General features: G+C 71.9%; 17 protein-coding genes. 8 read left to right on the plus strand and 9 right to left on the minus strand.

Going from position 1 to position 23,631, the window contains the following annotated elements; all coding sequences use genetic code 11:
- Nucleotides 1-8: 8 nt before the first annotated feature.
- From murJ to OQ02_RS01260, 3 genes are read right to left on the minus strand one after another with little or no spacing between them, the layout of a single operon-like run.
- Entirely contained in the window at nucleotides 9-1,643 is a 1,635-nt protein-coding gene (gene murJ, locus OQ02_RS01250; protein ID WP_081915318.1) for a murein biosynthesis integral membrane protein MurJ, read from the minus strand.
- Nucleotides 1,640-3,907, minus strand: coding sequence for a DUF6049 family protein (locus OQ02_RS01255; RefSeq protein ID WP_033436305.1), 2,268 nt, complete (start codon nucleotides 3,905-3,907; stop codon nucleotides 1,640-1,642). Before OQ02_RS01255 ends, murJ begins: the two co-directional genes overlap by 4 nt.
- A complete protein-coding gene (locus tag OQ02_RS01260) occupies nucleotides 3,904-4,422 on the minus strand; it encodes an NUDIX hydrolase (RefSeq protein WP_033436306.1) in 519 nt (172 codons plus the stop codon). Before OQ02_RS01260 ends, OQ02_RS01255 begins: the two co-directional genes overlap by 4 nt.
- 136 nt (nucleotides 4,423-4,558) lie before the next feature.
- On the opposite strand from OQ02_RS01260, the gene OQ02_RS01265 reads away from it, so the two are divergent.
- Together OQ02_RS01265 and OQ02_RS01270 are read left to right on the plus strand one after the other, a co-directional pair.
- Nucleotides 4,559-6,025: a CCA tRNA nucleotidyltransferase gene (locus tag OQ02_RS01265; protein ID WP_033436307.1), complete on the plus strand. Its 1,467-nt coding sequence runs from the start codon at nucleotides 4,559-4,561 to the stop codon at nucleotides 6,023-6,025.
- 112 nt (nucleotides 6,026-6,137) lie between these two features.
- Nucleotides 6,138-6,380 carry a response regulator transcription factor gene (locus OQ02_RS01270; RefSeq protein WP_197043185.1) on the plus strand — a complete coding sequence of 81 codons (243 nt, stop codon included), beginning with the start codon at nucleotides 6,138-6,140 and terminating at the stop codon, nucleotides 6,378-6,380.
- Here the strand turns inward: OQ02_RS01270 and OQ02_RS01275 are convergent.
- Entirely contained in the window at nucleotides 6,369-7,664 is a 1,296-nt protein-coding gene (locus tag OQ02_RS01275; protein WP_033436309.1) for an MFS transporter, read from the minus strand. The genes OQ02_RS01270 and OQ02_RS01275 overlap by 12 nt on opposite strands.
- A 317-nt stretch (nucleotides 7,665-7,981) precedes the next feature.
- Here OQ02_RS01275 and OQ02_RS01285 point away from each other — a divergent pair, with 317 nt between their 5' ends.
- Nucleotides 7,982-8,563 (plus strand): YqgE/AlgH family protein, encoded by a 582-nt coding sequence (locus OQ02_RS01285; protein WP_033436311.1) that lies wholly within the window; start codon nucleotides 7,982-7,984, stop codon nucleotides 8,561-8,563.
- Between the two features lie 39 nt (nucleotides 8,564-8,602).
- Here OQ02_RS01285 and OQ02_RS01290 read toward each other — a convergent pair whose 3' ends face one another.
- On the minus strand, nucleotides 8,603-9,007 hold the full coding sequence (locus OQ02_RS01290) for an SdpI family protein (RefSeq protein ID WP_033436312.1): 405 nt from the start codon (nucleotides 9,005-9,007) through the stop codon (nucleotides 8,603-8,605).
- 102 nt (nucleotides 9,008-9,109) lie between these two features.
- Between OQ02_RS01290 and OQ02_RS01295 the strand changes: the two genes are divergently transcribed.
- Together OQ02_RS01295 and leuS are read left to right on the plus strand one after the other, a co-directional pair.
- Nucleotides 9,110-10,225, plus strand: coding sequence for an esterase-like activity of phytase family protein (locus OQ02_RS01295; RefSeq protein ID WP_033436313.1), 1,116 nt, complete (start codon nucleotides 9,110-9,112; stop codon nucleotides 10,223-10,225).
- Between the two features lie 149 nt (nucleotides 10,226-10,374).
- On the plus strand, nucleotides 10,375-13,173 hold the full coding sequence (gene leuS / locus OQ02_RS01300) for a leucine--tRNA ligase (protein ID WP_033436900.1): 2,799 nt from the start codon (nucleotides 10,375-10,377) through the stop codon (nucleotides 13,171-13,173).
- A 21-nt stretch (nucleotides 13,174-13,194) separates the two neighbouring features.
- Here the strand turns inward: leuS and OQ02_RS01305 are convergent, their stop codons facing one another.
- On the minus strand, nucleotides 13,195-13,845 hold the full coding sequence (locus tag OQ02_RS01305) for a hypothetical protein (RefSeq protein ID WP_156076830.1): 651 nt from the start codon (nucleotides 13,843-13,845) through the stop codon (nucleotides 13,195-13,197).
- 127 nt (nucleotides 13,846-13,972) lie between these two features.
- On the minus strand, nucleotides 13,973-14,719 hold the full coding sequence (locus tag OQ02_RS01310; protein WP_033436314.1) for a TetR/AcrR family transcriptional regulator: 747 nt from the start codon (nucleotides 14,717-14,719) through the stop codon (nucleotides 13,973-13,975).
- A gap of 122 nt (nucleotides 14,720-14,841) precedes the next feature.
- Here OQ02_RS01310 and OQ02_RS01315 point away from each other — a divergent pair, with 122 nt between their 5' ends.
- On the plus strand, nucleotides 14,842-16,971 hold the full coding sequence (locus OQ02_RS01315) for an MMPL family transporter (RefSeq protein ID WP_033436315.1): 2,130 nt from the start codon (nucleotides 14,842-14,844) through the stop codon (nucleotides 16,969-16,971).
- A gap of 8 nt (nucleotides 16,972-16,979) precedes the next feature.
- Here the strand turns inward: OQ02_RS01315 and OQ02_RS01320 are convergent, their stop codons facing one another.
- Together OQ02_RS01320 and OQ02_RS01325 are read right to left on the minus strand one after the other, a co-directional pair.
- Entirely contained in the window at nucleotides 16,980-17,996 is a 1,017-nt protein-coding gene (locus OQ02_RS01320) for a YncE family protein (protein ID WP_033436316.1), read from the minus strand.
- A 272-nt stretch (nucleotides 17,997-18,268) separates the two neighbouring features.
- Nucleotides 18,269-20,587, minus strand: a complete 2,319-nt coding sequence (locus OQ02_RS01325) for a DUF2339 domain-containing protein (RefSeq protein ID WP_033436317.1) — start codon at nucleotides 20,585-20,587, stop codon at nucleotides 18,269-18,271.
- A gap of 96 nt (nucleotides 20,588-20,683) precedes the next feature.
- On the opposite strand from OQ02_RS01325, the gene OQ02_RS01330 reads away from it, so the two are divergent.
- Together OQ02_RS01330 and ptsP are read left to right on the plus strand one after the other, a co-directional pair.
- Nucleotides 20,684-21,547, plus strand: coding sequence for a ribokinase (locus OQ02_RS01330; protein WP_033436318.1), 864 nt, complete (start codon nucleotides 20,684-20,686; stop codon nucleotides 21,545-21,547).
- A gap of 415 nt (nucleotides 21,548-21,962) precedes the next feature.
- Nucleotides 21,963-23,594, plus strand: coding sequence for a phosphoenolpyruvate--protein phosphotransferase (gene ptsP, locus OQ02_RS01335; RefSeq protein WP_033436319.1), 1,632 nt, complete (start codon nucleotides 21,963-21,965; stop codon nucleotides 23,592-23,594).
- Nucleotides 23,595-23,631: the final 37 nt, after the last annotated feature.

Here is a 23,631-nt window from a genome sequence, read left to right on the forward strand (position 1 = left end):
CGCAGGGGTCATCGGCGGCCCACCAAACGACTGATCTTGGCGACGGCCGGCTTCACCTCGGGTACTCGGAACAGTGCCAGCAGCAGGAAGCTCAGCGGTAGTCCGACGATCGTCTGGATCAGGACTTCCACCCACGCACCCACGAAGCGGGACTCGATTCCCACCACGCGGACGGCGAGCCAGGCCAGTCCGGTCGCTGCTCCGAACGCGATCGCGGACGCCACGACCGTGAGGCAGATCGTCCACGCTGTGTAACCGGTGCGCAGTCGGCCGAGCCGGAAGCGCAGCCACACCTGGCCCACCAGCGCGCCGACCACGAAGCTGAGCGACATCGCGATCGACACCCCCACCGCGAGCTTCCCGGGCGGCGAGAACGCCAGGAACCCGTACAGCAGCGCGATCCGCACCACCACGATGACCGCCTGGATCAGCGTCGGCGTCCGGGCGTCCTTCATCGCGTAGAACACCCGGAGCTGGAGCAGCGTGATCGCGTAGGGCACCAGGCCGAACGCGGACAGCGCCAGCGCCGTGCCGATCGCCTCGCCGCCGTCGTTGCCGGACGCGCCGAACGAGAACAGGGCCAGGCCGATCGACACACCGGCGACCGTCATCAAGGCGCTGAACGGCATCAGCAGGATCGCCGACATCCGGTTGCCGAACGACAGGTCGCCCACCAGCGAGTCCTTGTCGTCCGCCGCCGCCGCGCGGCTCATCTTCGGCATCAACGCGGTCAGCAGCGACACACCGAGCACGCCGTACGGCACCTGGGCGATCAACCACTGCATGTTGTACGCCGTGATCGCGCCGTCGTCGTGGGTCGCGACCCTGGTCAGCACCATCATGCTGACGAAACCGAGGGCCACGTACAGCAGCACCCAGAACGCCAGGCCGCCGAACTCCGACAGCCGCCGGTCCCAGCCCCACCGCCAGCGGAACCGGAAACCGGTCCGCCGCAGCGCGGGCAGCAGCACGGCGGCCTGCACGCCGACGCCCAGCATCGTGCCGAGGCCGAGGACCAGCAGCTTCGGCTCGCCCATCCGCACCGGGTCGAGCGAGACCTCCCCCGGCATCAGCCAGTAGACGCCGAGCGTCACGATCACCACGACGTTGTTCAGCACCGGCGCCCACGTGGGCAGGCCGAACACGTGCCGGGTGTTGAGGATCGCGCCGAGCATCGCCGACAGCCCGTAGAACACGATGCCGGGCAGCACCAGGTACGCGAACGCGGTGACCAGCGCCGGGTTGGCCTGCGACGACCCGATGAACATCGCCGTCAGCAGCGGCGCGCACGCGACCGCGACGACCGTGCCGATGCCCAGCACCACCGCCGACATGGTGATCATCCACTGGGCGTACGACTCGCCGCCGTCGCCGTCCTCCTTCTCGGCGCGCACCAGCAGCGGGATGGCCACGCTGGTCAGCACGCCGCCGAGCAGCAGCTCGTTGATCATCGTCGGCAGCGTGGTGGCGACCTGGTAGGAGTCGCTCAGCACGTCCACGCCGATGATCGTGATCAGCAGCAGCTTGGACAGCAGACCGGACGCCCGGCTGACGATGGTGGCGATGGCCATGGAACCGCTGGCGCGCGCCAGCGACGGGCCTTGCTGCTGCTGCTCCTGGGCCACCGTGCTCGTTCCGCTCAACTCGTGCTCGACCTCTCCGGCGGCGTGACCCCGCTGGCGTCGTCCGGCACCTGCGCGGCGGCGGCCTTCGCCGCCCGCAGACGACGGTAGATGCGCCGGGCGGACAGCAGTACCAGCGCGGCGCCGGCCAGGCAGGTGATGACGACGGTGATGGTCCCGTACGCGGAGGACGACACCTCCAGCCGGGCCCGTCCGCCCAGCTCCACCCCGCTCGGCGTGACCAGCCTGACGTGCACCGGGAACCGCCCGGACCGCTGCACCTCGACCGGGATGCGCACCAGGCGGTCGCCGCGCGCGGGCAGTTCGATGTTCGTCGACTCCTGGGCCACGATGCCGGGGGTGTCCTCGATCACGATCCGCACGGTGACCCGCACGTCCAGCCGGTTCTTGATCGACAGCGGGATGGGGCTGTCGCCGGAGCCGAGCAGGATCGGGCTGTTCGGCTCGGTCACCGAGACCTGGCTCTGCAACTCGTCGATCCGCGCGCGGCCGATCGCCAGGGAGGCGCGAGCCTCGTCCTCGTCACCGCGCCACGCCCCGGACGCCGCGCGCAGCAGGTCCAGTCGCAGCGGGCCGACCAGGTCACCGGGGTCGGTGGACGCCGCGTCCTCCTGCCGCATGGCGTCGGACAGCTGCTGCACCCGCCGCCACGATTCGCCGATCGCGGCGGTCACCGTGGGCGGCACCTCGCGCGCGCCGGACTCGACGGGGTAGCTCAACATCGCCTGCTGCTGCGGCGTGGCCTCCAGCAGCGAGCCGAGGGCCGCCGGGGCGGCGAACCTGTCGTCGATCAGCGCGTTCGTGGTCTGGAGCAGCGTGCGCAGCTCGCCGGTCGGCGCGTTCCACCGGCGCGGCGGTGCGATGACCACGTTCTGGCCGGTGTCCTGGAACCCGGCCCGGAAGGTCAGCGCGGCCAGCGCGTTCTGCACCGACACCGGCCGGGTCTCGCTCGGCGTGGTCACGCCCGCGACCGGCCGGGTCGCCGCCGCACCGCGCAGCGCGTCGGACACCATGCCGTCGACGCGCACCGCCGTGACCGGCCGGTCGGCCGCCGCGTCGAGCCGGACGGGCCCGGTGCCGGGCGTGCCGGCGACGGCCGACTGGTCGATCACCAGCGACGTGACGCCCTGCGTGGTGAGGGAGGCCAGCGTCTGCTCGTCGAGCACGCCGTCCTCGGGCCAGGTCAGGCCCTGGGTCGGCTGCACGCCGAGGATCTGGCGGACCACGTCGGCGCCGTTCAGCGCGAGGCCGCTCAGCTCGGTGAGCTGGGCCCGGGACAGCGCGACCAGGTCGGCGTCCGCGTCGGGCAGCGCGATCACGCAGCGGCCGGCGACGAGGAGGCGCAGCTGGGCCAGCCACAGCCCGGCCTCGTTCGCGCCCTTGCCCGCGCCCTGTCCGCGCACCTCGTAGCCCTCGCCCATCGCGGCGACCGTGCGCAGCAGGTCCGGGTCGACGGCCAGGCAGACGCCCGCGCCCAACGGGCTGGTCAGCGCCGATTCGTACGCCTTGAGCAGGCCGTACAGCCGGCCGCCCATGGCGACCGAGCCCGCCAGCTCGTCGTCGGTGAGCACGGTGGGGCCGGTGGAGACGAGCCGAGGCCGGTCGGCCAGCGGCCACAGCAGGGTGATCTTGGCCGGGTTCGCGGGCGCGGGCGGCGGCGTGCCGCCCGGCATCGCGAGCACGGGGAGGAGGGTGCTCAACGCGGCCAGCCGGGCCCGGCCGCCGTAGTCGGGCACGCCGTTGATGTTGGCCAGGATGGGGTAGATGCCCGGCTCGCTGATCCGCAGCGCGGTCGGGTCGGCGCCGCCGCGCAGCGGGACGGTGAGCGTGAACGGCTTCGACTCGTTGCGGTCGAGGCGGTCCGCGATCCGGGTGAAGTACGGCTGCACGACCTCCGCGTCGGTCGGTTCGCGCAGCGCCTTGCGGACCTCGTCCTCGCTGGTCAGCGGGTCGCCGCGCTCCAGGCGCAGCTCGATGTCCTTGATCGTCCGGTCGCTGACGTTGACCACCTGGCCGGCGATGGTGATCGTCTCCGGCCCGTCCGCGGTGATCACCCGGGGGGTCATCTCCTCGACGTCCAGGCGCAGGAAGACCTGCGACTGCTGACCTGGTTGGCCGGACAGCGCCCTGGTCGACCACACCTGGGTCGCGGGCGCCGGCCTGACCGGCAACCGCTCGCCGTCGGAGGGCGCCGCCTGGGCCGGGGTTCCCGTCGTCACGACGAGGACCCCCGCCGCCGCGAGTGCGGCCAGCAGCCGTTTCACGCCGACTCCGCCCCGTCCGTCTGGTACTCGGAGAGCAGTTCGGCGGCTCGGCGCACCAGTCGACGCTCGTCCGCGTAGGCGAGCCGGTCGTCCAGTTCGCCAAGGGGCACCCACGCCACCTCGGTGACCTCCACGTCTTCGTCGGAAAGCTCGCCGCCCAGCGCTTCCAGGAGGAAGTGGTGGACGGTCTTGTGCACCCGCCGGTCCTCGGCCACGAACCAGTAGTCGATCGAACCGAGGGGTCGCAGCACCCTGCTATGAATACCGGTCTCCTCGGCGACCTCGCGCACCGCGGTCTGTTCCGCGGTCTCACCAGCTTCGATGTGCCCCTTGGGCAGCGACCACAACAACCGGCCGCGTCGGTCGAGCCGCCCGATCACCGCGGCGACGTGCTGCTCGAAGTCCAGCACCAGTCCGCCCGCCGAGGTCTCGTCGACGGTCTTCAGCCGCCGGCCGCGACGCCTGTTCCGGCGCCTCGGCTTGGGACCGCCGGAGCGACCGGACGACTGGGGCATGCCCTGATGGTAGTGGCGACCTGCAATTACGGGACGTGACAGCCCTGTAGCGATCAGTGATCGCCGTTACCCGTGGGTGCTCCTCTGTGGACAACTCGTTCGGGTGGCCCGCCCCCGACCAGTAGGCTGGCTCCTCGTGTCCGGACCCGTCACCTCCACCGCCGCTGGGCAGGACAATGCCGTGGTGGAACTGCTGAGCGCCCTCCCCGTCGCCGAAGACCTGGCCGCCCGCTTCACCGCGGCCGGTCATCGCCTCTACCTGGTGGGCGGCAGCGTGCGGGACGCGATGCTCGGCCGGCTCTCCGGCGACCTGGACTTCACCACCGACGCCCGCCCGCCGCAGATCATGGCGCTGGTCAAGGGCTGGGCGGATGCGATCTGGGACACCGGCATCGCGTTCGGCACGGTCGGCGCGACCAAGCACGGGCAGACCGTCGAGATCACCACGTTCCGCGCCGACGCCTACGACGGCGTGACCCGCAACCCCGAGGTGACGTTCGGCGACACCATCGAGGGCGACCTGGTCCGCCGCGACTTCACCGTCAACGCGATGGCGTACGACGTGGTCGAACGGCGGCTCATCGACCCGACCGGCGGGCGTGCGGCGCTGGAGGCCAAGGTCCTGGACACCCCCGCGACGCCGCAGGAGTCGTTCTCCGACGACCCGCTGCGGATGCTGCGCGCGGCCCGGTTCGTGTCCCAGATCGGCTTCACCGTGGCGCCCCGCGTCCTCGACGCGATGACCGCCATGGCCGGCGAGCTGACCCGCATCACCGCCGAACGCGTGCAGGTGGAGCTGTCCAAGCTGCTCACCGGCGCGCACCCGCGCGCGGGCGTCGAGCTGATGGTGGAGGCCGGGCTCGCCGACGTCGTGCTGCCCGAGCTGCCCGCGATGAAGCTGGAGATCGACGAGCACCACCAGCACAAGGACGTGTTCCACCACTCGCTGGTCGTGCTCGACCAGGCCATCGACCTGGAGGCCGCGGACCCGGCGAGCGGGCCGGAACCGGACCTGGTCCTCCGGCTGGCCGCGCTGCTGCACGACATCGGCAAGCCGGACACCCGGCGGTTCGAGGAGGGCGGCGGTGTGTCGTTCCACCACCACGAGGTGGTCGGCGCGAAGATGGTCCGCAAGCGTTTGCGCGCCCTCAAGTACTCGAAGGAGATCATCGAGGACGTCGCCAACCTCGTGTACCTCCACCTGCGGTTCCACGGCTACGGCAGCGGTGAGTGGACGGACTCGGCGGTGCGCCGGTACGTCACCGACGCCGATCACCTGCTGACGCGGCTGCACAAGCTCGTCCGGGCCGACTGCACCACCCGGAACAAGCGGAAGGCCAACGCGCTCCAGCGGACGTACGACGACCTGGAGCGCCGGATCGAGCGGATCGCCGCCGAGGAGGACCTGAACCGGGTCCGGCCGGACCTCGACGGCAACGAGATCATGCGGCTGCTGGGGCTGCCGCCCGGCCCGATGGTCGGCAAGGCGTGGAAGTTCCTCAAGGAGTTGCGCCTGGACCGGGGTCCGCTGGACCACGACGAGGCGGTGGCCGAACTGCTCGCGTGGGCGCGTGCGGAGGGCGTCCGGCCGCCTGGTGATTGACACCAACTGCCCAATCTCGGGCTTACGGCTTGGCCAGTGACAGCCTGTTGCGAGACCATGACTGTGTGCGTCGCACGCGCACTGGGGGTGGTGTCGTATGAATGCTTGGGGATTGTCCGAGGGGGGCACCCGGGCACAGGGGTTGGACGCGTTGACCGACCGGCAGCGCGCGGTGCTGCGCTGCCTGGCCAGAGGGCTCGCCGACCACGAGATAGCGAGGGTGCTGGCGCTGAGCCAGCACCAGGTGGGCGCGGTGGTGTCCGAGATCCTGCGGGCGCTGAACCTGCGCGACCGGATGGCCGCGGTGGTCTACGCCCACGAGACCGGGATCATCCGGTTGCCGCTACCGCGGTGACCGCTTGGTCAGCACGAGGTAGCCGAGCAGGCCGAGCAGGTACGCCACCGTCGCGGCGATCACCAGACCCGGTGAGCGGCCGTCCAGCGGCACGACGGCCGCCGCGGCGGTGACGGCGGCCACCTGCGTGACGTTGAACAGCGTGTCGTACAGGGCGAACACCCGGCCGCGGACCTCGTCGCCGATGTCGCCCTGCACGGCCGCGTCCACGCACAGCTTGACCACCTGACCCGCGAACGTGAGGAAGAACGACGCGGCCAGGATGGTCGGCAGCAGCATGGGCAGGCCGAGGCCGAGCTGGGTCGCCGAGGCCAGCAGCAGCGCGCCGCAGACCGTGCCGCGCCGGCCGAGCACGTCCACCACGCGGTCGGTCACGAGTCCCGCCAGCAGGATGCCCGCGCCGCCCGCGATCGCGACCTCGCCGAGCCCCGCCATGCCCGCCTTGAACGGCCCGAAGTCGGTGAGCGAGTTGCGCATCAGCAGCAGCGTGAGCAGCAGCGACACCCCGAACCCGGCCCGGTGCGCGAGCAGCGCCAGCAGGGCGGCGGCGACGCTGGGAGCGCGCCACGCGGCCCGCGCGCCGTCCAGCAGGCCCATGGCGACGGCCGTGACCGTCCGGCTGGGCTCGTCCACCTCGTCCGGCCCGAGGACGCCACGCGCGAACCGGGACGCGAGGAAAGCGGCGCCGAGCGACCCCGCGACGGCGAACGTCGTGGTCCAGGCCGAGCCGCCGTCCCCCGAGCCCAGGAGCGCCCGCAACCCGACCGCGCACCCCGCGCCGAGCACGGCGGTCAACGCGCCGAGCGTGGTGACGAACGCGTTCGCCTCGACCAGGTGGTCGCCGTCGACGACGTGCGGCAGGGACGCGGACAGGCCGGAGCCGACGAACCGGCTCACCCCCGTGACGAACAGCGCCGAGGCGTACAGCGGCACGCCGTCCAGCCCGGCGCCGACGGCCGCGGCGGTGAGCAGGATGAAGAGCCCGCGGGTGAGGTTCGCCACGACCAGCACCCGGCGGCGGTCCCACCGGTCCAACAGGGCACCCGCGAACGGCCCCACCAGGGAGTACGGGAGCAGCAGCACGGCGAACCCGGCCGCGACGGCGAGCGGGTCGGCGTGGCGCTCCGGGTTGAACAGGACCGCGCCCGCGAGACCCGCCTGGAACAGGCCGTCGCCCCACTGGGCCGCCAGCCGGGAGGCCAGCAACCTGCGGAAATCGGCGACCGCGAGGAGCTTCCGGACACCGAGGTGGTGCTTCGCCGCGGTGCTGCCGGCAGTGGTCACGTCGGTGAGCCTATGCCTCGACGTGCGCGCACGACGTGCCGGGAAGGGAAGCGGAACGCCAACGGTGCGGGAACCCCGGGAACCACGAAGGCCGGACCCGAACGGGTCCGGCCTCCCTGGCGCCAGGCGCCCGGTCGCCTCTCGGCGGGTGGCACTACGCGGCTCCAGCCGAACGGTGTTCCGCGCAGGCTGTGAAGTGGGCCCGGGGGACTCGATGGCGCCTGACGCTCCCTACAACGAACACGGTAGCCCGGATGTTCCGCCCATGACGCCTTGGACGTGCTGCGCGGCGGGGATGGCGGGCGCCGTCTGGGATCATGCACACCGTGCGCCCTGATGCCGACGTCGAACCGGGTTCCCTGCTGGTCGCGGCACCCAGCCTGACCGACGCCAACTTCCGCCGGACCGTGGTCTACATCATCGACCACCGGGGCGAAGGCACCCTCGGGGTGGTGTTGAACCGGCCGAGCGAGGTCGCCGTGCACGACGTCCTGCCCGCGTGGGGGCCGCACGTGACCCGGCCGCAGGCGGTGTACATCGGCGGGCCGGTGGAGCAGAAGACGGCGCTGTGCCTGGCCGCGTTGCGCACCGGCGAGAACCTGGCGTCACTCGACGGTGTGGTCGGCGTACACGGTCCGGTGGCGTTGGTCGACCTGGACGCGGACCCGGACGCCCTGGTGGCGAAGGTGCGCGGGATGCGCGTGTTCGCGGGCTACTCGGGCTGGGGCGAGGGCCAGCTGGGCAACGAGATCGCCCGCGGTGACTGGATCGTGGTGAAGGGCCTGCCGGACGACGTCCTCACCCCGCCGAACGTCGACCTGTGGGGTCGCGTGCTGCGCCGTCAGGGCATGCCGACCGCCCTGCTGGCGACCTACCCCACCGACACCCGCCGCAACTAGCCGATCCGGCGACCCGGCGACCCCGGCGTCGCGAACGGCTCAGGCGCGGGTCAGCACTCCGCAGCCGCCACCGGTGGAGCACGCGCAGCCGCCGCAACCCGCGGGCGCCTGCGCGGGCATGGCCTCGGCCGCGCGGTGGCCCAGCACGCCGCCCGCACCCGCGAGCACCAGGCTGCCGACCAGCCCGACCAGGCCCATCACCAGCGCCGACCCGGGGGTCACCGCCGCCGCAACGGCCGCCACCAGGGCGATCGCGCCCGCGGTCACGTTCGGCACACCGGCGACCTTGTTGGCCAGCGCGAACGTCTCGTCGTCACGCAGCGCGGCCTTGGTGCGCACGCCGAAGAAGCGGTTGCGGTGCAGCAGGCCCCGCACGCCCAGGAAACCGATCGTCCCGAAGGCGACGCCGATCAGACCCAGCACCACTGGCAGCACGATGTTCACCCTGCCGAGGGTAGGCGGGTCTTTCGATCTTGGTCGAACCAGCCCCGGCTTCACCCGAAGGTGCTCTTACGGTCGGACTTCCCGCTCGGCAAGCTCAGCACAATGAAGCTTCGATCTTGCTTGGCCGCGGTGGGCGTCGCGGCGGCGTTGGTATCGGCCGCTCCGGCCGCAGGCGCCGCGCCGCAGGTCCGCTTCCTCGGCCAGACGACCCTCCCGCACGGCCTCCAGTTCCAGGGCACCACGGTCGGCGGCCTGTCCGGCGTCGACCGCGACCCGCGCACCGGCGAGTACGTCCTGATCAGCGACGACCGCTCGTACACGAACCCGGCCCGCTTCTACACCGCCGAACTCGCCGTCGACGACTCCGGCGTGCACGACGTCCGCATCACCGGCACCCGGGCGCTCCTGCACCCGGACGGGAACACCTACTCGCTGCCGCCGCTGGACGACGGCCGCACGGTGGACCCGGAGGAGATCCGGATCGACCCGGTGACCGGTGACTACTGGTGGAGCCAGGAGGGCGAGCGGCCCAAGACCACCGGTCCGGCCGTGGTCCAGCCGTCCATCCAGCAGGCCCGCCGGGACGGCTCGTACGCGGGCAGCCTGCCGTTGCCCGCGAACTACGCCATCACCCCGGACCGCGGCCCGCGCCGCAACCTCGCCCTCGAAGCGATCACGTTCTCCGCCCGCGGCGCGCTCGTCACCAGCGTGGTCGAGGGTCCGCTCCTGCAGGACGGCGACCTGCCCACCGCGGACCGCGGCGCGCTCACCCGCCTCACCGTGCAGGGCCGCGACGGCGCCGTCCTCGCCCAGCACGCCTACCCGCTGGAGCCGCTGTTCGCCGAGCCCGAGCCCGGCCCGTGGGGCCCGGACACCGGCGTGCCCGCGATCCTCGCCGACCAGCAGGTGCCCGGCCGGTACTACGCGCTCGAACGCAGCTGGGTGCCCGGCGCCGACTACAAGGTCCGCCTCTTCCAGGTGGACATCGCGGGCGCGTCGGACGTGCGCGACCAGGACGTCCTGGAAGACGGAGTGCGCCCGGTCCGCAAGAGGCTCCTCGCCGACCTGCACGACTTCCCGCTACCCGTGATCGACAACGTCGAAGGCCTGACCTGGGGCCCGCGGCTGCGCACCGGCGAGCGCACCTTGCTACTGGTCAGCGACGACAACTTCGCGGCCGAGGAGTTCACCCGGTTCATCGCACTTGCGGTGCGCTGATACCGTTGACGGCATGAGCAAGGCCCGCCTGCTCCTTAGCTAGCCGCGCAGACCTCGTCAACCAGGTCCGCGCGGCAACCCCTCACGCCCTTCCGGGCTGGGGGGTTTCGTCATGTCAGGGGCAGGTACCGATGGAGAGGGACATCCCGATGAGCACCGACGCGGCGGACGCGACGCCCGCCTTCCGCTACACCGCCGAACTGGCGGGCGAGATCGAGCAGCGGTGGCAGCAGCACTGGGAGGAGCACGGCACCTTCCACGCGCCGAACCCGGTCGGGCCGCTCGAGGGTGACGTCCCGGCCGACAAGCTGTTCGTGCAGGACATGTTCCCGTACCCGTCGGGCGCCGGCCTGCACGTCGGCCACCCGCTGGGCTTCATCGGCACCGACGTGTTCGCCCGGTACCACCGGATGACCGGCCGCAACGTGCTGCACACGATGGGCTTCGACGCGTTCGGCCTGCCCGCCGAGCAGTACGCGGTGCGGACCGGCCAGCACCCGCGCAAGACCACCGAGGAGAACATCCAGACCTACCTGCGGCAGATCCGCTCGCTGGGTCTGGGCCACGACGAGCGCCGCCGGATCTCCACCATCGACCCGGGCTACTACAAGTGGACCCAGTGGATCTTCCTGCAGATCTTCAACTCCTGGTACGACACCGCGGCGGGCAAGGCCCGGCCGATCGCCGAGCTGGAGGCGGAGTTCGCCTCGGGTGAGCGGCCGACGCCGGGCGAGCCGTGGGCCGAGCTGACGGGCGTGGAGCGGCAGAAGCTGCTGGGGCAGTACCGCCTGGCGTACCTGTCCGAGGCACCGGTGAACTGGTGCCCCGGTCTGGGCACCGTGCTGGCGAACGAGGAAGTCACCGCGGACGGCCGCAGCGAGCGCGGCAACTTCCCGGTGTTCCGGCGTTCCCTGCGCCAGTGGATGATGCGGATCACCGCGTACTCGGACCGGCTGATCGACGACCTGGACCGGCTGGACTGGCCGGAGAAGGTCAAGGCCATGCAGCGCAACTGGATCGGGCGCTCGCACGGCGCGCGGGTCAAGTTCGCGGTCGAGGGCTCGTCCCTGGACATCGAGGTGTTCACCACCCGGCCCGACACGCTGTTCGGCGCGACGTACATGGTGCTGGCGCCCGAGCACCCGCTGCTGGACGTGATCGCGTCCGCCGATCGGGTCGAGGAGATCGCGGCGTACCGGCGCGAGGTGGCCCGCAAGTCCGAACTGGACCGGCAGGAGAACAAGGAGAAGACCGGCGTCTTCACCGGCGCGCACGCGGTGAACCCGGTCAACGGCGCGCGGATCCCGGTGTACGTCGCGGACTACGTGCTGATGGGGTACGGCACCGGCGCGATCATGGCGGTGCCGGGCCAGGACCAGCGCGACTGGGACTTCGCGAAGGCGTTCGACCTGCCGATCATCCGGACCGTGCAGCCGTCGGCGGACTTCGAGGGCGAGGCGTACACCGGCGTCGGGCCCGCGATCAACTCCAGCCACGAGAGCAGCGTCAGCCTGGACGGGCTGGACGTCGCCGAGGCGAAGAAGAAGATCATCGCCTGGCTGGAGGAGCAGGGCCGGGGCGAGGGCACCGTGCAGTACAAGCTGCGCGACTGGCTGTTCTCGCGCCAGCGGTACTGGGGCGAGCCGTTCCCGATCGTGTACGACGAGGACGGCGCGCCGATCGCCGTGCCGGAGTCGATGCTGCCCATCGAACTGCCCGACGTGGACGACTACTCGCCGCGGACGTTCGACCCGGAGGACGCGAACTCCGAGCCGTCGCCGCCGCTGTCCCGGGCGCAGGACTGGATCACCGTCGAGCTGGACCTGGGCGACGGGCCGCGGAAGTACCGGCGCGAGACCAACACCATGCCCAACTGGGCGGGCTCGTGCTGGTACCAGCTGCGGTACGTGGACCCCACGGAGACGGAGCGGTTCGTCAACCCGGAGAACGAGCGGTACTGGCTGGGCCCGCGCACCGGCGAGCACGGCGGGTCCGACCCGGGCGGCGTCGACCTGTACATCGGTGGTGTGGAGCACGCGGTGCTGCACCTGCTGTACTCGCGGTTCTGGCAGAAGGTGCTGTTCGACCTGGGGCACGTGTCCGGTGACGAGCCGTACCGGCGGCTGTTCAACCAGGGCTACATCGAGGCGTACGCGTACACCGACGCGCGCGGGACGTACGTGCCCGCCGAGCACGTCGAGGAGCGCGACGGCAAGTTCTTCTTCGAGGGCGAAGAGGTGCGCCGCGAGTACGGCAAGATGGGCAAGACCCTGCGGAACGTCGTGACGCCGGACGACATGTGCGCGAAGTACGGCGCGGACACGTTCCGGCTGTACGAGATGTCGATGGGCCCGATGGACGTGTCGCGGCCGTGGGCGACGAAGGACGTCGTCGGCGCGCAGCGGTTCCTGCAGCGGCTGTGGCGGAACCTGGTCGACGAGAGCACGGGCTCGGTGCGGGTCACCGATGCGGACCCGGGCGAGGAAGCGCTGCGGCTGCTGCACAAGACGATCGCCGGTGTGCACGAGGACTTCGTGAACCTGCGGTACAACACGGCGGGCGCGAAGCTGATCGAGCTGAACAACTACGTCACCAAGCACTTCTCCGGTGGCGCGCCGCGCGTCCTGGCCGAGCCGCTGGTGCTGATGCTGGCGCCGTTGAGCCCGCACATCGCCGAGGAGCTGTGGTCGAAGCTGGGTCACGGCGAGTCGTTGGCGCACGGCCCGTTCCCGAAGGCGGACGAGAAGTACCTGGTCGAGGACACGGTGGAGTACCCGGTCCAGGTCAACGGCAAGGTGAAGGCGCGGGTCGTGGTGTCCGCGTCGGCGTCCGTCGACGAGGTGCAGGCGGCGGCGCTGGCGGAGGAGAAGGTGGCCGAGCTGCTGAACGGCGGCACGCCGCGCAAGGTGATCGTGGTGCCGGGCCGGCTGGTGAACCTGGTGCTGTGAGGCGGTTCGCCAGGACGAGGACTACGGACGCGGCAACTGGGCGGCGACTTCGGTCATGGCGTCGAGCAGGTCCGGCTCGACGTGCCCGGTTGCCGGTTCGGCCTCGGCGATGGTGATCGTCGTGTCCTTGGTCTCCGACGAGTAGTGCCGGGCGGTGAACTGGACGTCCGGCAGTCCGACGACCGCACCGCCCAACGGTTTCACGTCACCCGAACCGGCCACGTCGATGACCCGGTCGAACTGCCGCGCCTGGTTGCGGCCGGGGAACGTCACCCACGCCACCGACACGATCGCCGCGTTGCCCGCCCGGTCGCCGACCGCCAGCAGCAGGCGGTCCAGCGAGGTGCACGGGGTGCGGAGGAAGAAGTCGCGCACCTGGCCGAACGAGTTCTCCGCGCAGTCGAGCTCCTGCTTGAGCGCCTGCTTGGTGATCGCGACGCCCAGGTGACCCATGGCGCGTTCGGTGTCACCGCTGCGCGCGGCGCGCTTGGCGTCCCACTTGCGGACGCCGATGCTCTCCGCCGCTGCCGGCGCCGCGCCACCGCCGCCGCTCGCGCCCGAGTTCATCGCCGCGCCGCCCGCGCCGCCCGCCGCGGCGAGCACGACCAGCACCGCGGCGGCGAACGCCACACCGCCTGATCCCTTGTCGGACCCGCCTGCCTTCCGCGCCACCACTCCCCCGGTCCCGGACGTCCTCGCCTTCGCGGACGCCCCATGGAACCGTCATCACGGGCACAAGTTGCCCCGGGAGGGTGAAAAGCCCTCGAACGGCCCATCAGGTGTGCCCGGAAGTCGCAGCTCATGGTTGCGGAGGGAAACCCAATTCGCCGAGGATCTGCGCCAGCATGCTGTCGTACATGGGCTCCGGGTTCGACACGGCGAACGGGAAGCGGCCGAACACCTCCAGTGCCACGTGCCCGTAGATGCGGACCCACGACTGCGTCATGTGGTAGACCGCGCCGAGCGGCAGGCCCTGCTCGTCCACGGCGACCCCGCGGTCGTTGACGGTGGCGAGCAGGATCTGCTGGAACTCCGCCAGGTCGGCGTGCAGGTTCTCCGGCACGTCCGCGCCGATGCCGGTCGGCAGCGGGTGGCTCGCGATCAGCCGGCCCGCGACCTCCAGGAACACCCGGCCGAACTGGTCGCCGACGTGGCCGCGCTCGCCGTCCGGCCCGCAGCTGCCCAGGGTGTCCTCTGTGGACGCGAACACCAGCGCGAACTCCTGCGGGTGCGCGAGGGCCCAGCGCCGGAAGCCGCGGCACACCGAGTAGACCTGCGCGCTGATGTCGTCCTCGCCGATCTGCCGGAGGTCGGCGTTCAGCTCCGCGGCGAGGTCGGTGCAGATGTCGTCGGCGAGCCGGCGGAGCAGGTCCTCCCGCGAGTCGTAGTACCGGTACAGCGCGGGAGCGGTGATGCCCAGCTCGCGCGCGATGGCACGGAGCGTCACGGCGTCTCTACCGCGCGCGACGAGCAGGGCACGGGCCTGTCGCCGGATGTCGCGCTCGGTCTCAGCGCGTAGCCGCTCTCGGCGAGTGGCCTCGGTCATATGTCACCCAATCGAGTTGTAAACGGTGTTCACCGGGTATAGCTTCGGAACTGTCGGTGAACGCCGTTTACGAAGTTGACGCCATTCACCCAAACGGTAACGCATCAGTCCTGGGAGGACGCGTGTTCGCGAAGTGGGGATCGCTGGCGTACCGCCGCAGATGGGTGGTGCTCGTCGCGACAGTGGCCCTGGCGGTGGTCGGCGGCATCTGGGGCCTCGGCGTGTTCGACCGCCTCGGCCAGGGCGGCTACGAAGCCCCTGACAGCGAGGCCGCGCGCGCCAACCAGGTCGCCCAGGACGCGTTCGGCCGCCAGGGCGGCGACGTCCTCGTGGTCTACAACACCGTTGAACCCACGCAGCTCCAGAAGATCACCGATCAGCTGTCCGGTCTGCCGACCGACGCCGTGCTGAAGGTGCAGCCGCTGTTCCCGTCACCGGACAGCGGCAAGTCGCTCGCGGTGATCACGCTGCGGTCGAGTTCCCCGAACGCGCAGATCGAGCAGTACGAGCGGATCTCCGGCCAACTTCCGGTCGACGGGTTGGAAACGCAGGTCGGCGGCCTCGTGCCGACCCAGAAGGCGATCAACGACCTCTCCGCCTCCGACCTCGCCAAGGCCGAGACGGTCTCGCTGCCGATCGTGCTGGTGCTGCTGATCATCATCTTCGGCGGCCTGGTCGCGGCGTCGCTCCCGGTGCTCGTCGGCGGCCTGGCGATCATGGGCTCGCTCGGCGTGCTGCACGCCATCTCGTACGCGTCCGACGTGAACACGTTCGCGGTGAACGTGGCCAGCCTGCTCGGCCTCGGCATGGCGATCGACTACGGGTTGTTCATGGTGGGGCGGTTCCGCGAGGAACTGGCCGCGGGTCGCAGCACGCCGGACGCGGTGCGCCGCACCGTCATGTCGGCGGGACGCACCGTGATGTTCTCGGCCACGCTGCTGGTCATCGCGCTCGCCGGGCTGCTGCTGTTCCCGCAGGGCTTCCTGAAGTCCCTCAGCTACGGCGGCATGGCCGCGGTGGCGATCGCGGCGATCGTGTCGCTGACCCTGCTCCCCGCCCTGCTGGGCATCCTCGGCCACCGCGTGGACAAGTTCGCCATGCCGTGGCGCAAGAAGAAGCCGCCGTCGGAGGCGGGCTGGCGCCGGCTGGCCGGCCGCGTGATGAAGCGCCCCGTGCTGTTCGCGCTGCCGATCGTCCTGGTGCTGCTCGCGCTCGGCACTCCGTTCCTGGGCGTGAAGTTCGGCGAGGTCACCGAGAAGGTGCTGCCGGAGGGCCACGCCGCGCGCGTCGCCGTCGAGACCGTCAACTCCGACTTCGCCGCGCTGTCCAACTCCGGCTTCAAGATCGTGATCACCGGCGACCCGTCGCCCGCCGACGTGCAGGAGTTCGTCGGTGACGTGAGCGCGGTGCCCGGTGTGGGCGAAGCGCAGATCAGCGCCGAGCCCGCCAACGGCGTCTGGCTGATCAACGCCGGGCTGGACCAGGACGCGTTCGGCGACAAGTCGAAGCAGGCGCTGCGGGACGTGCGCGCGTTGCCCGCGCCGGGCAGCGAAGTGCTCGTCGGCGGCAGCACGGCGCTGGTGACCGACAGCCTCGACGCGATCGGCGAGAAGCTGCCGTGGATGGTGCTGCTGCTGGTCGGCGCGACGTTCGTGCTGATGTTCCTGGCGTTCGGCTCGGTGCTGCTGCCGATCAAGGCCGTGCTGATGAGCACGCTGAGCCTGGCCGCGACGTTCGGCGTGCTGGTGTGGGTGTTCCAGGAGGGCCACGGCACTTCGCTGCTCGGCATCACGCCCGCGCCGCTGGAGTCCGGGATCGTGGTGCTGATGGCGGCCATGGTCTTCGGGTTGTCCACGGACTACGAGGTGTTCCTGCTGTCCCGGATGGTCGAGGCGCGCGGTCGCGGCGCGTCGACCGAGGAGGCGGTGACCACCGGCCTGGCCAAGACCGGGCGGGTGATCACGGCGGCGGCGCTGCTGCTGATCGTGGTGACCGGCGCGTTCGCGTTCTCGCAGATCACGCTCATGCGGTTCGTCGGCGTCGGCATGATCCTGGCGCTCGCGCTGGACGCCACCGTGGTCCGGATGCTGCTGGTGCCCGCCGTGCTGAAGGTGCTCGGCGACGCGGTGTGGTGGGCTCCGGGACCGCTGCGGCGGATCCAGGAGCGGATGGCGATCCACGAGGAAGCGCCGGTGGAGGACGAGAACGCCGGTGGCGAAGGCGGTCACACCAAGGTGCCGCAACGGGTCTAGCCCGGGGTCTAGGACACGTACTCGGGTGGTTCGAACGCGATGGCCGCGGCTGCGAAGCCGCGGCCATCGCCGTCCAGGCCGCTCAGCTGGAACGTCGTCAGCACCTCGTTGTCGGCGCTGTCCAGCACGGTGATGCTGTTGCCGGTGGCCAGGAACACGCGGCGGTCGGCGGGCGCGATGGCCAACGTCCTGGCGGTGAACGGCAGGGTCTCGGTGGTGTGGGTCGCCGTGTCGAGCACGGCGACCCCGCGGTCGAGCGCGACGTAGACGTGCCGCCCGTCGGGGGTGACGGCGATGCTGCCCGCGCCCTTGCCGACGGGCGTCGACCAGCGGAGCTCGTCGGTGCGCGGGTCGATCGCGGACACCGTGCCGGTGCCCTCGGTGAGGTCGAGCGAGCTGACGTAGACCGCGTCGCCGTCCGGGCTGATCGCGACGTTCTGCGGCAGGCCGCCGATGTCGATCGTGGTCTTGGGGCTGGCGGTCCTCGTGTCGAGCACGCTCACCGTGCCGTCCTGCGCGTTGGCCACGTACAGGCGCAGCCCGTCCGGGGTGACCGCGATGCCCTGCGGCTGACCGCCCACCCGGATCACCGCGATCAGGCGGAACGTCACCGGGTCGACCACGGCGACCGCGCCGCTCCCGGTGACGTAGAGGCGTTCGCCGTCCGGCCGCAGCACCGCCTGGGCGAGTCGCGCGCCGGCGTCGATGCGCCCGACGACCTTGCCCTCCGCCGAGTCGATCGCGGTGATCAGCCCCGCCCAGCCGTTGACCACGTACACCCGGCGGCGGTCCGGTCCGACCGCGGCGCCGGTCGCCCACGCCCCGGTGCTCACGCCGGCGAGGGTTTTGCCGTCGGTCGTGTCGAGCAGCTGCATGCGGCCGTTGTGGGCGATGACGTACGCCTTGGGCGCGGGGCTGCCGGTGGTGGTGATCAGGTGTGGTCGGGGCTGGCCGGCGGCGGCGACCGCGGCGGTGATCAGGAGGGCGGCGGTGCCGAGGGCTGCGATGCGTCGTCGTCCCCACATGGCTGGATGGGAACACCGTCGCGTGATCGGCTTCTACCCTCGTCCTACGGACGGGTGCCATGTGTGCCGGACCGGGTGACCCGCACCGCGGCCGGCTGCCGCCCGCGACGGCGGTACGGGCGGCAGCGGGGTTGTCTGCCCGGCGCCGGTCGCTCGGGGGGCGAAACGACCGACGCCGGACACCTCCCGGTGCGATGCACCGGTGGTCGCACCCCGACGACTTAGAACTACCACCAGGTTGACGTAATTCGTGCCGTTTTGGATCCCGAGAGCTACGAATCAACCGAAATTCGTCGAGTTGCCACCAGCTTGGCGTAACGGGTGCCCGCTGTCAGGAGGACGAGACCGGCGCCGATGAACGCGAGCACGCGGGCGATGCCGTCCAACGCGGCCATGTCGAACAGGAGCAGCTTCGCCACCGCTGCTCCGACCAGCACCAATCCGGCCACCCGCAGGGATTTCCGGTCGATGCCGCGTACCAGCAGGACCAGCGCGGCGACCGTCCACGACACCGTCACGATCGAGTGACCGAAGAGGAACCCGGTCACGTCCTGCGACACCAGCAGCGCCGCGCACAACACGACACCGGCCGCCGCGTACAGCAGGACGACACCGCCCACGACCCACGGGAACGGGTGCCTGCCAAGGACGTTGAGGCTGGTCGCCACCCACGGCAGCACCACCATCAGGACACCGAGGACCAGTGAGGTCAGCATGCCGGACACGAGGAAACCGGCACTGTCCACGCGCCACGGTTCGTCCAGGATCAACCGCGGCGGCACGGCTTGCGAAGCGGTGAGCAGGAACCCGATGGCGCCGAACACGGCGGAACCGAGCAGCGGACCGCGCGACGAGAGGACCTTGGCCAGGAACGCCAACAACAAGGCTTCGGCCAGCACCACGGCGGCACGCGTGCTGCCGTCCAAGGCGAGTGAAGTCGCCTGGAACAACGCGAACACACCGACACCGCCGACCGCCGCGCTGAACTTCGCCGGCAACGCGCGCCGTCCGGCCGCCCACAGGGCCATCATCATCACCGCGACCGCGCCGGCGACCGCGGCGCCGAGGAAGCGGTCCAGGACGGCGGTGGTGAGCAGGGCGGGCATCGGTGAGCCGACGGCGAGGGCGAGGGCGGTGAAGTCGTTCGGCCGTGCCCTGATCGTGAGGACAGCGGCGGCCACGCCGATCACGGCGGCCAGCAGGGCGATGCCCGCGAGCGTGTACTGGTCGGTGCGCCCGATGACGAGGACCGAGGTGAGCAGCGGGGGGACACCGGCGGTGACGGCGAGCCACGGCCAGTCCTTCTTGAGGTGGACGGGACTGGCCGCGATCTTCAGGACAAGCAGGAACGCGACGAGCAGTGGTGTGAAGCCCTGGGTGAGGACGGGGGCGCACACGGCACAGGCGGCGACGACGCCGATGGCCAGCAGGTCCGAATCCCAGCGCAGCGCGAGGAGCAGCCCACCACCCGCGATGAGCAGACCGGCGACCAGGCCACCGCCCGCGGGCAGGTACTCGTAGATCGAGGTGGCCGCGATGACGTCCAGGTAGAGGACGGCGATGCCGGTGGCGGCGAGGGCGAACGCGCCGGTGCGGCCGGCGGGGGTGCGGTGCAGCCAGAGGCCGAGGCCGACCAGCACACCGCCGAGCGCCGCGCCGCCGAGGACGCGGGGCAGCGGGCCGAGGTAGCCGCGTTGCACGGCGAGGACCAGGAGGAGGACGACACCGAGCAGGGTGACCGCGCCGCCGACCCAGGCGAGGAGCTTGCTGCCCGCGCCGTCCTGGCCGAGGCGGTCGAAGAGGGAGGGGCGGGGCGGCTGCGGAGGAGCCGGTGTCCAGGGTGCGGCCCAGGTCTGGTTGGGCTGCGGCGGCGGGTAGGCGGCCGGGCCGGCCTGGCCGGTGGGGTATCCGGTCGGGTATCCGGTGGTGCCGGGCTGTCCTGTGGTGTGCCCGGTCGGGACGGTCTGGCCGGTGGCATGTCCGGTGGCGCCGGGGTGGCCTGCGGTGTGCCCGGCGGTGCCGGGCTGTCCTGCGGTGTGTGCGGTGGTGCCGGGCTGTCCTGCGGTGTGTGCGGTGGTGCCGGGCTGGCCTGCGGTGTGCCCGGTGGGGTTGGGCTGGCCGGTGGCGCCGGGGTGGCCCGGGATGGCGGCGGCTTGGCTCTGCGCGTGTCCGGTCGGGCCGGTCTGGCTCGCGGTCTGTGCGGTTGAGCCGGCCTGGCTCGGGGCGTGCCCGGTCGGGTTGGCCAGGGCTGCGGTGTGCGTGGTCGGGCTGATGGGCCGGGTTGCCGCCTGTGCCGCGCCGGCTTGGCTTGCGGCATGGGCGTGTGCGGCGGCGTCGGGCTGCGCCGGGGTGGGTTGCGCCGGGGTGTCTTGCCGATCGGCGTCCAGCCTGGCCGGCCCTGGCTCACCGGCGGTGCTGGTGGCTGCGGCGCTAATGGTGGCGGTGCTGGTGGAGGCCGGGTGCGGCAAGGTGGCCACCGACTGGGCGCTGCTCACCCGGTGCAACTCCTGCCCCACCGCCTCCAAGCGGCGGCCCAGGTGGCCGAGTTCGTCTGCCAGCCTTATCAGAGGTTCCTGCCCAGTCCCGGTCATGTGACCAGAATTGCCGCTCGCGCGGGTATCCGGAATCCGTACCACTACTCAACCCGGTACCGAACAGGTCACGCCGGGACCTGGCAGAGTTCCCCCGTGACGGTTCTCGTGCTCGGTTCGGCCAACGCCGACCTCGTCGTGTCCGTGCCACGCCGCCCCGCCGGCGGTGAGACGGTGCTCGGCGGCGACACGGTCGTGCTGCCCGGCGGCAAGGGCGCCAACACCGCCGTCGCCGCCGCCCGGCTCGGCGCCCCGGTCGGGTTCGTCGGCGCGGTCGGCGCGGACCAGTACGGCGACCTGCTGCTGTCCTCGCTGTCGTCGTCGGGCGTCCGGACGGACTTCGTGCGCCGGTCGTCCCGACCGACCGGCATCGCCTACATCACCGTGACGCCGGACGGCGAGAACTCGATCGTCGTCGCGCCCGGCGCGAACTCGGACGTCACCGCGTCCGATGTGGACGCCCTGACCTGGGACGACGTGACGGTGCTGGTGTGCTCGCTCGAAGTGCCGGTGCCGACGGTGTCGCACGCCGTGCGGGTGGCGGCTTCGCGTGGGGTGCGGCCGGTGCTGAACCTGTCGCCGGTGGTCGAGGTGCCGGCCGACACGCTGGCCCTGCTGGACCCGCTGATCGTGAACGAGCACGAGGCCGCGTCGCTGGCGTCGTCGTACGAAGGCCTGCTGGAGCTGGGTCCGCGGTCTGCCGTGGTCACGTTGGGCGCGCTCGGCGCGGCCGTGGTCACGTCGTCCGGTGTGGTGGAGGTGGGCGCGCCGGAAGTGTCCGTTGTGGACACGACCGGTGCCGGTGACGCGTTCGCGGGCGCGCTGGCGTTCGGCCTGTCGTCCGGCTCGTCGTTGGCGGACGCCGCCGGGTTCGCCGCCCGCGTGGCCGCCCTGTCGGTGACGTCCGCCGGCGCGCAGCCGTCGTACCCGACGCTGGAGCAGGTCCGGAAAACCAGGTGACCTGCGACCGCGCGAGCCGGACCATCGTGTGGAAGGCATCGGCGGCAACCGGTCGACCTGGGCACAGGTGCCCGCAGAGGTCCGTGCCGCGATCGTGGACGGCATCGGTCGGCGGTCGTCCGGGCGGTGAACTGCGCGGGCGGGTTCTCGCCGAGGCCGGCGTCACGGCCGGAGCCGGCCGACGGGCGGCGGGTGTTCGCGAAGGCAGTCGGGACGTCCGCCAACCCGCACAGCCCGGCCATGTACCGGAGTGCCGAGGTCGCCGCCATCGTGCCCGGACGCCGCGGGCGTTCCAGGCGGCGCAGGGAGTGCCGGCGTTGCGGTGGCTGAAGCAGCGGATGGGGTAGCGGGTTCGCGCGGAGTGGCGTTGGCTTGACCTTCACGTCCTGTCGACGGGGAGGGTATGGTCTAGACCATGTCGAGCGCGCGGCTGAGCGGTGTCGGTGTGAGTTCCGGTCGGGCTTCCGGTCCGGTGGTCCGGGTGGCCGAGCCGCTGGGTGAGCCACCCGCGGTGCCCGCGCCGGCGGACCCTGCGGCCGAGGCGGCGCGGATCAGGCCCGCCGCGGACGTGGTGGTGGCCCGGTTGCACGCGCGGGCGGCCAACGCGAGCGGTGACGCCAAGGACGTGCTGGAGACGACCGCGGCGATGGCGGCCGACCCGGCGCTGCTGTCCCAGGCCGAGAAGCTGGTGACGTCCGAGTCGTTGCCCGCCGCACGGGCCGTGCACCAGGCCGCCGCCGGGTTCATCTCGGCCCTGGAGGCGGCCGGCGGGTACATGGCCGAACGCGCCCGTGACGTGCGGGACGTGCGGGACCGGCTGGTGGCCGAACTGCTCGGCGTCGCCGCGCCCGGTGTGCCGTCGTTGACGTCGCCGTCCGTGCTGGTGGCCCGCGACCTCGCGCCGGCCGACACCGCCGGGCTCGACCCGACCAAGGTGTTGGCGCTGGTCACGGAGGAAGGCGGCCCCACCTCGCACACCGCGATCCTGGCCCGTTCGCTCGGCATCCCGGCCGTGGTCGCGTGCCGGGGCGTGCTGGACCTGGAGGCGTCGGCGCTCTCCGTCGACGGTGACACCGGTGTGGTGGACGTGTCCGACGGGACGGTGCGGGCGGCGCACGTGGCCGGTCGCGCGTCGTGGAACGGCGTCGGCGTGCTGCGCGACGGGCACCGGGTGAAGGTGCTCGGCAACGTCGGCTCGGCCGCGGACGCGGTGGCCGCCGCCGCTGGCGGTGCGGAAGGCGTCGGGCTGTTCCGGACCGAGTTCTGCTTCCTGTCGGCGTCGTCGGAGCCGTCGGTGGACGCGCAGCGGGCGGCGTACGTCGCGGTGCTCGCGCCGTTCGAGGGCAAGCCCGTGGTGGTGCGGACCCTGGACGCCGGCGCGGACAAGCCCCTGGCGTTCCTGTCCCCCGAGCCGGAGCCGAACCCGGCGCTCGGCGTGCGCGGCCTGCGGGTCGCCTTCGACCGCCCGGACGTGCTGGAACGCCAGCTCGAAGCGATCGCGTCGGCCGGCGCGGAGACCGGGGCCGAGGTGTCCGTGATGGCGCCGATGGTCGCCACCGCCGCCGAGGCCGCGTGGTTCGTGGAACGGGCGCGTGCGGCGGGTCTGCGGCGCGCGGGCGTGATGATCGAGATCCCGGCGGCGGCGCTCGTCGCCCGCGAGATCCTGGCCGTGGTCGACTTCGCGTCCATCGGCACCAACGACCTGGCGCAGTACGTCTTCGCGGCGGACCGGCAGGTCGGCGCGGTGGCCGCCCTCAACGACCCGTGGCAGCCCGCGCTGCTCCGGCTGATCAAGCTCGTCGGCGACGCCGGCACGGCCCTGGGCAAGCCCGTCGGCGTGTGCGGTGAAGCCGCCGCCGACCCGCTGCTGGCGTGCGTGCTGACCGGGCTGGGCGTCACCAGCCTGTCGATGAACCACACCGCGCTGGCGGGCGTCGGCGCGAAGCTCGCGTCCACCAGCTTCGACCTGTGCCAGCTGGCCGCCGCCGGCGCCCTCGCCGCCGCCGACCCGGCCTCAGCGAAGCTCGCCGCCCGCGCCCCCCACTAGGGATCGAGTCCAGTTCATCGCAGCTCCTTCGCCCGCT

It is taken from the genome of Saccharothrix sp. NRRL B-16314, assembly GCF_000716595.1.
Lineage (GTDB): Bacteria > Actinomycetota > Actinomycetes > Mycobacteriales > Pseudonocardiaceae > Actinosynnema.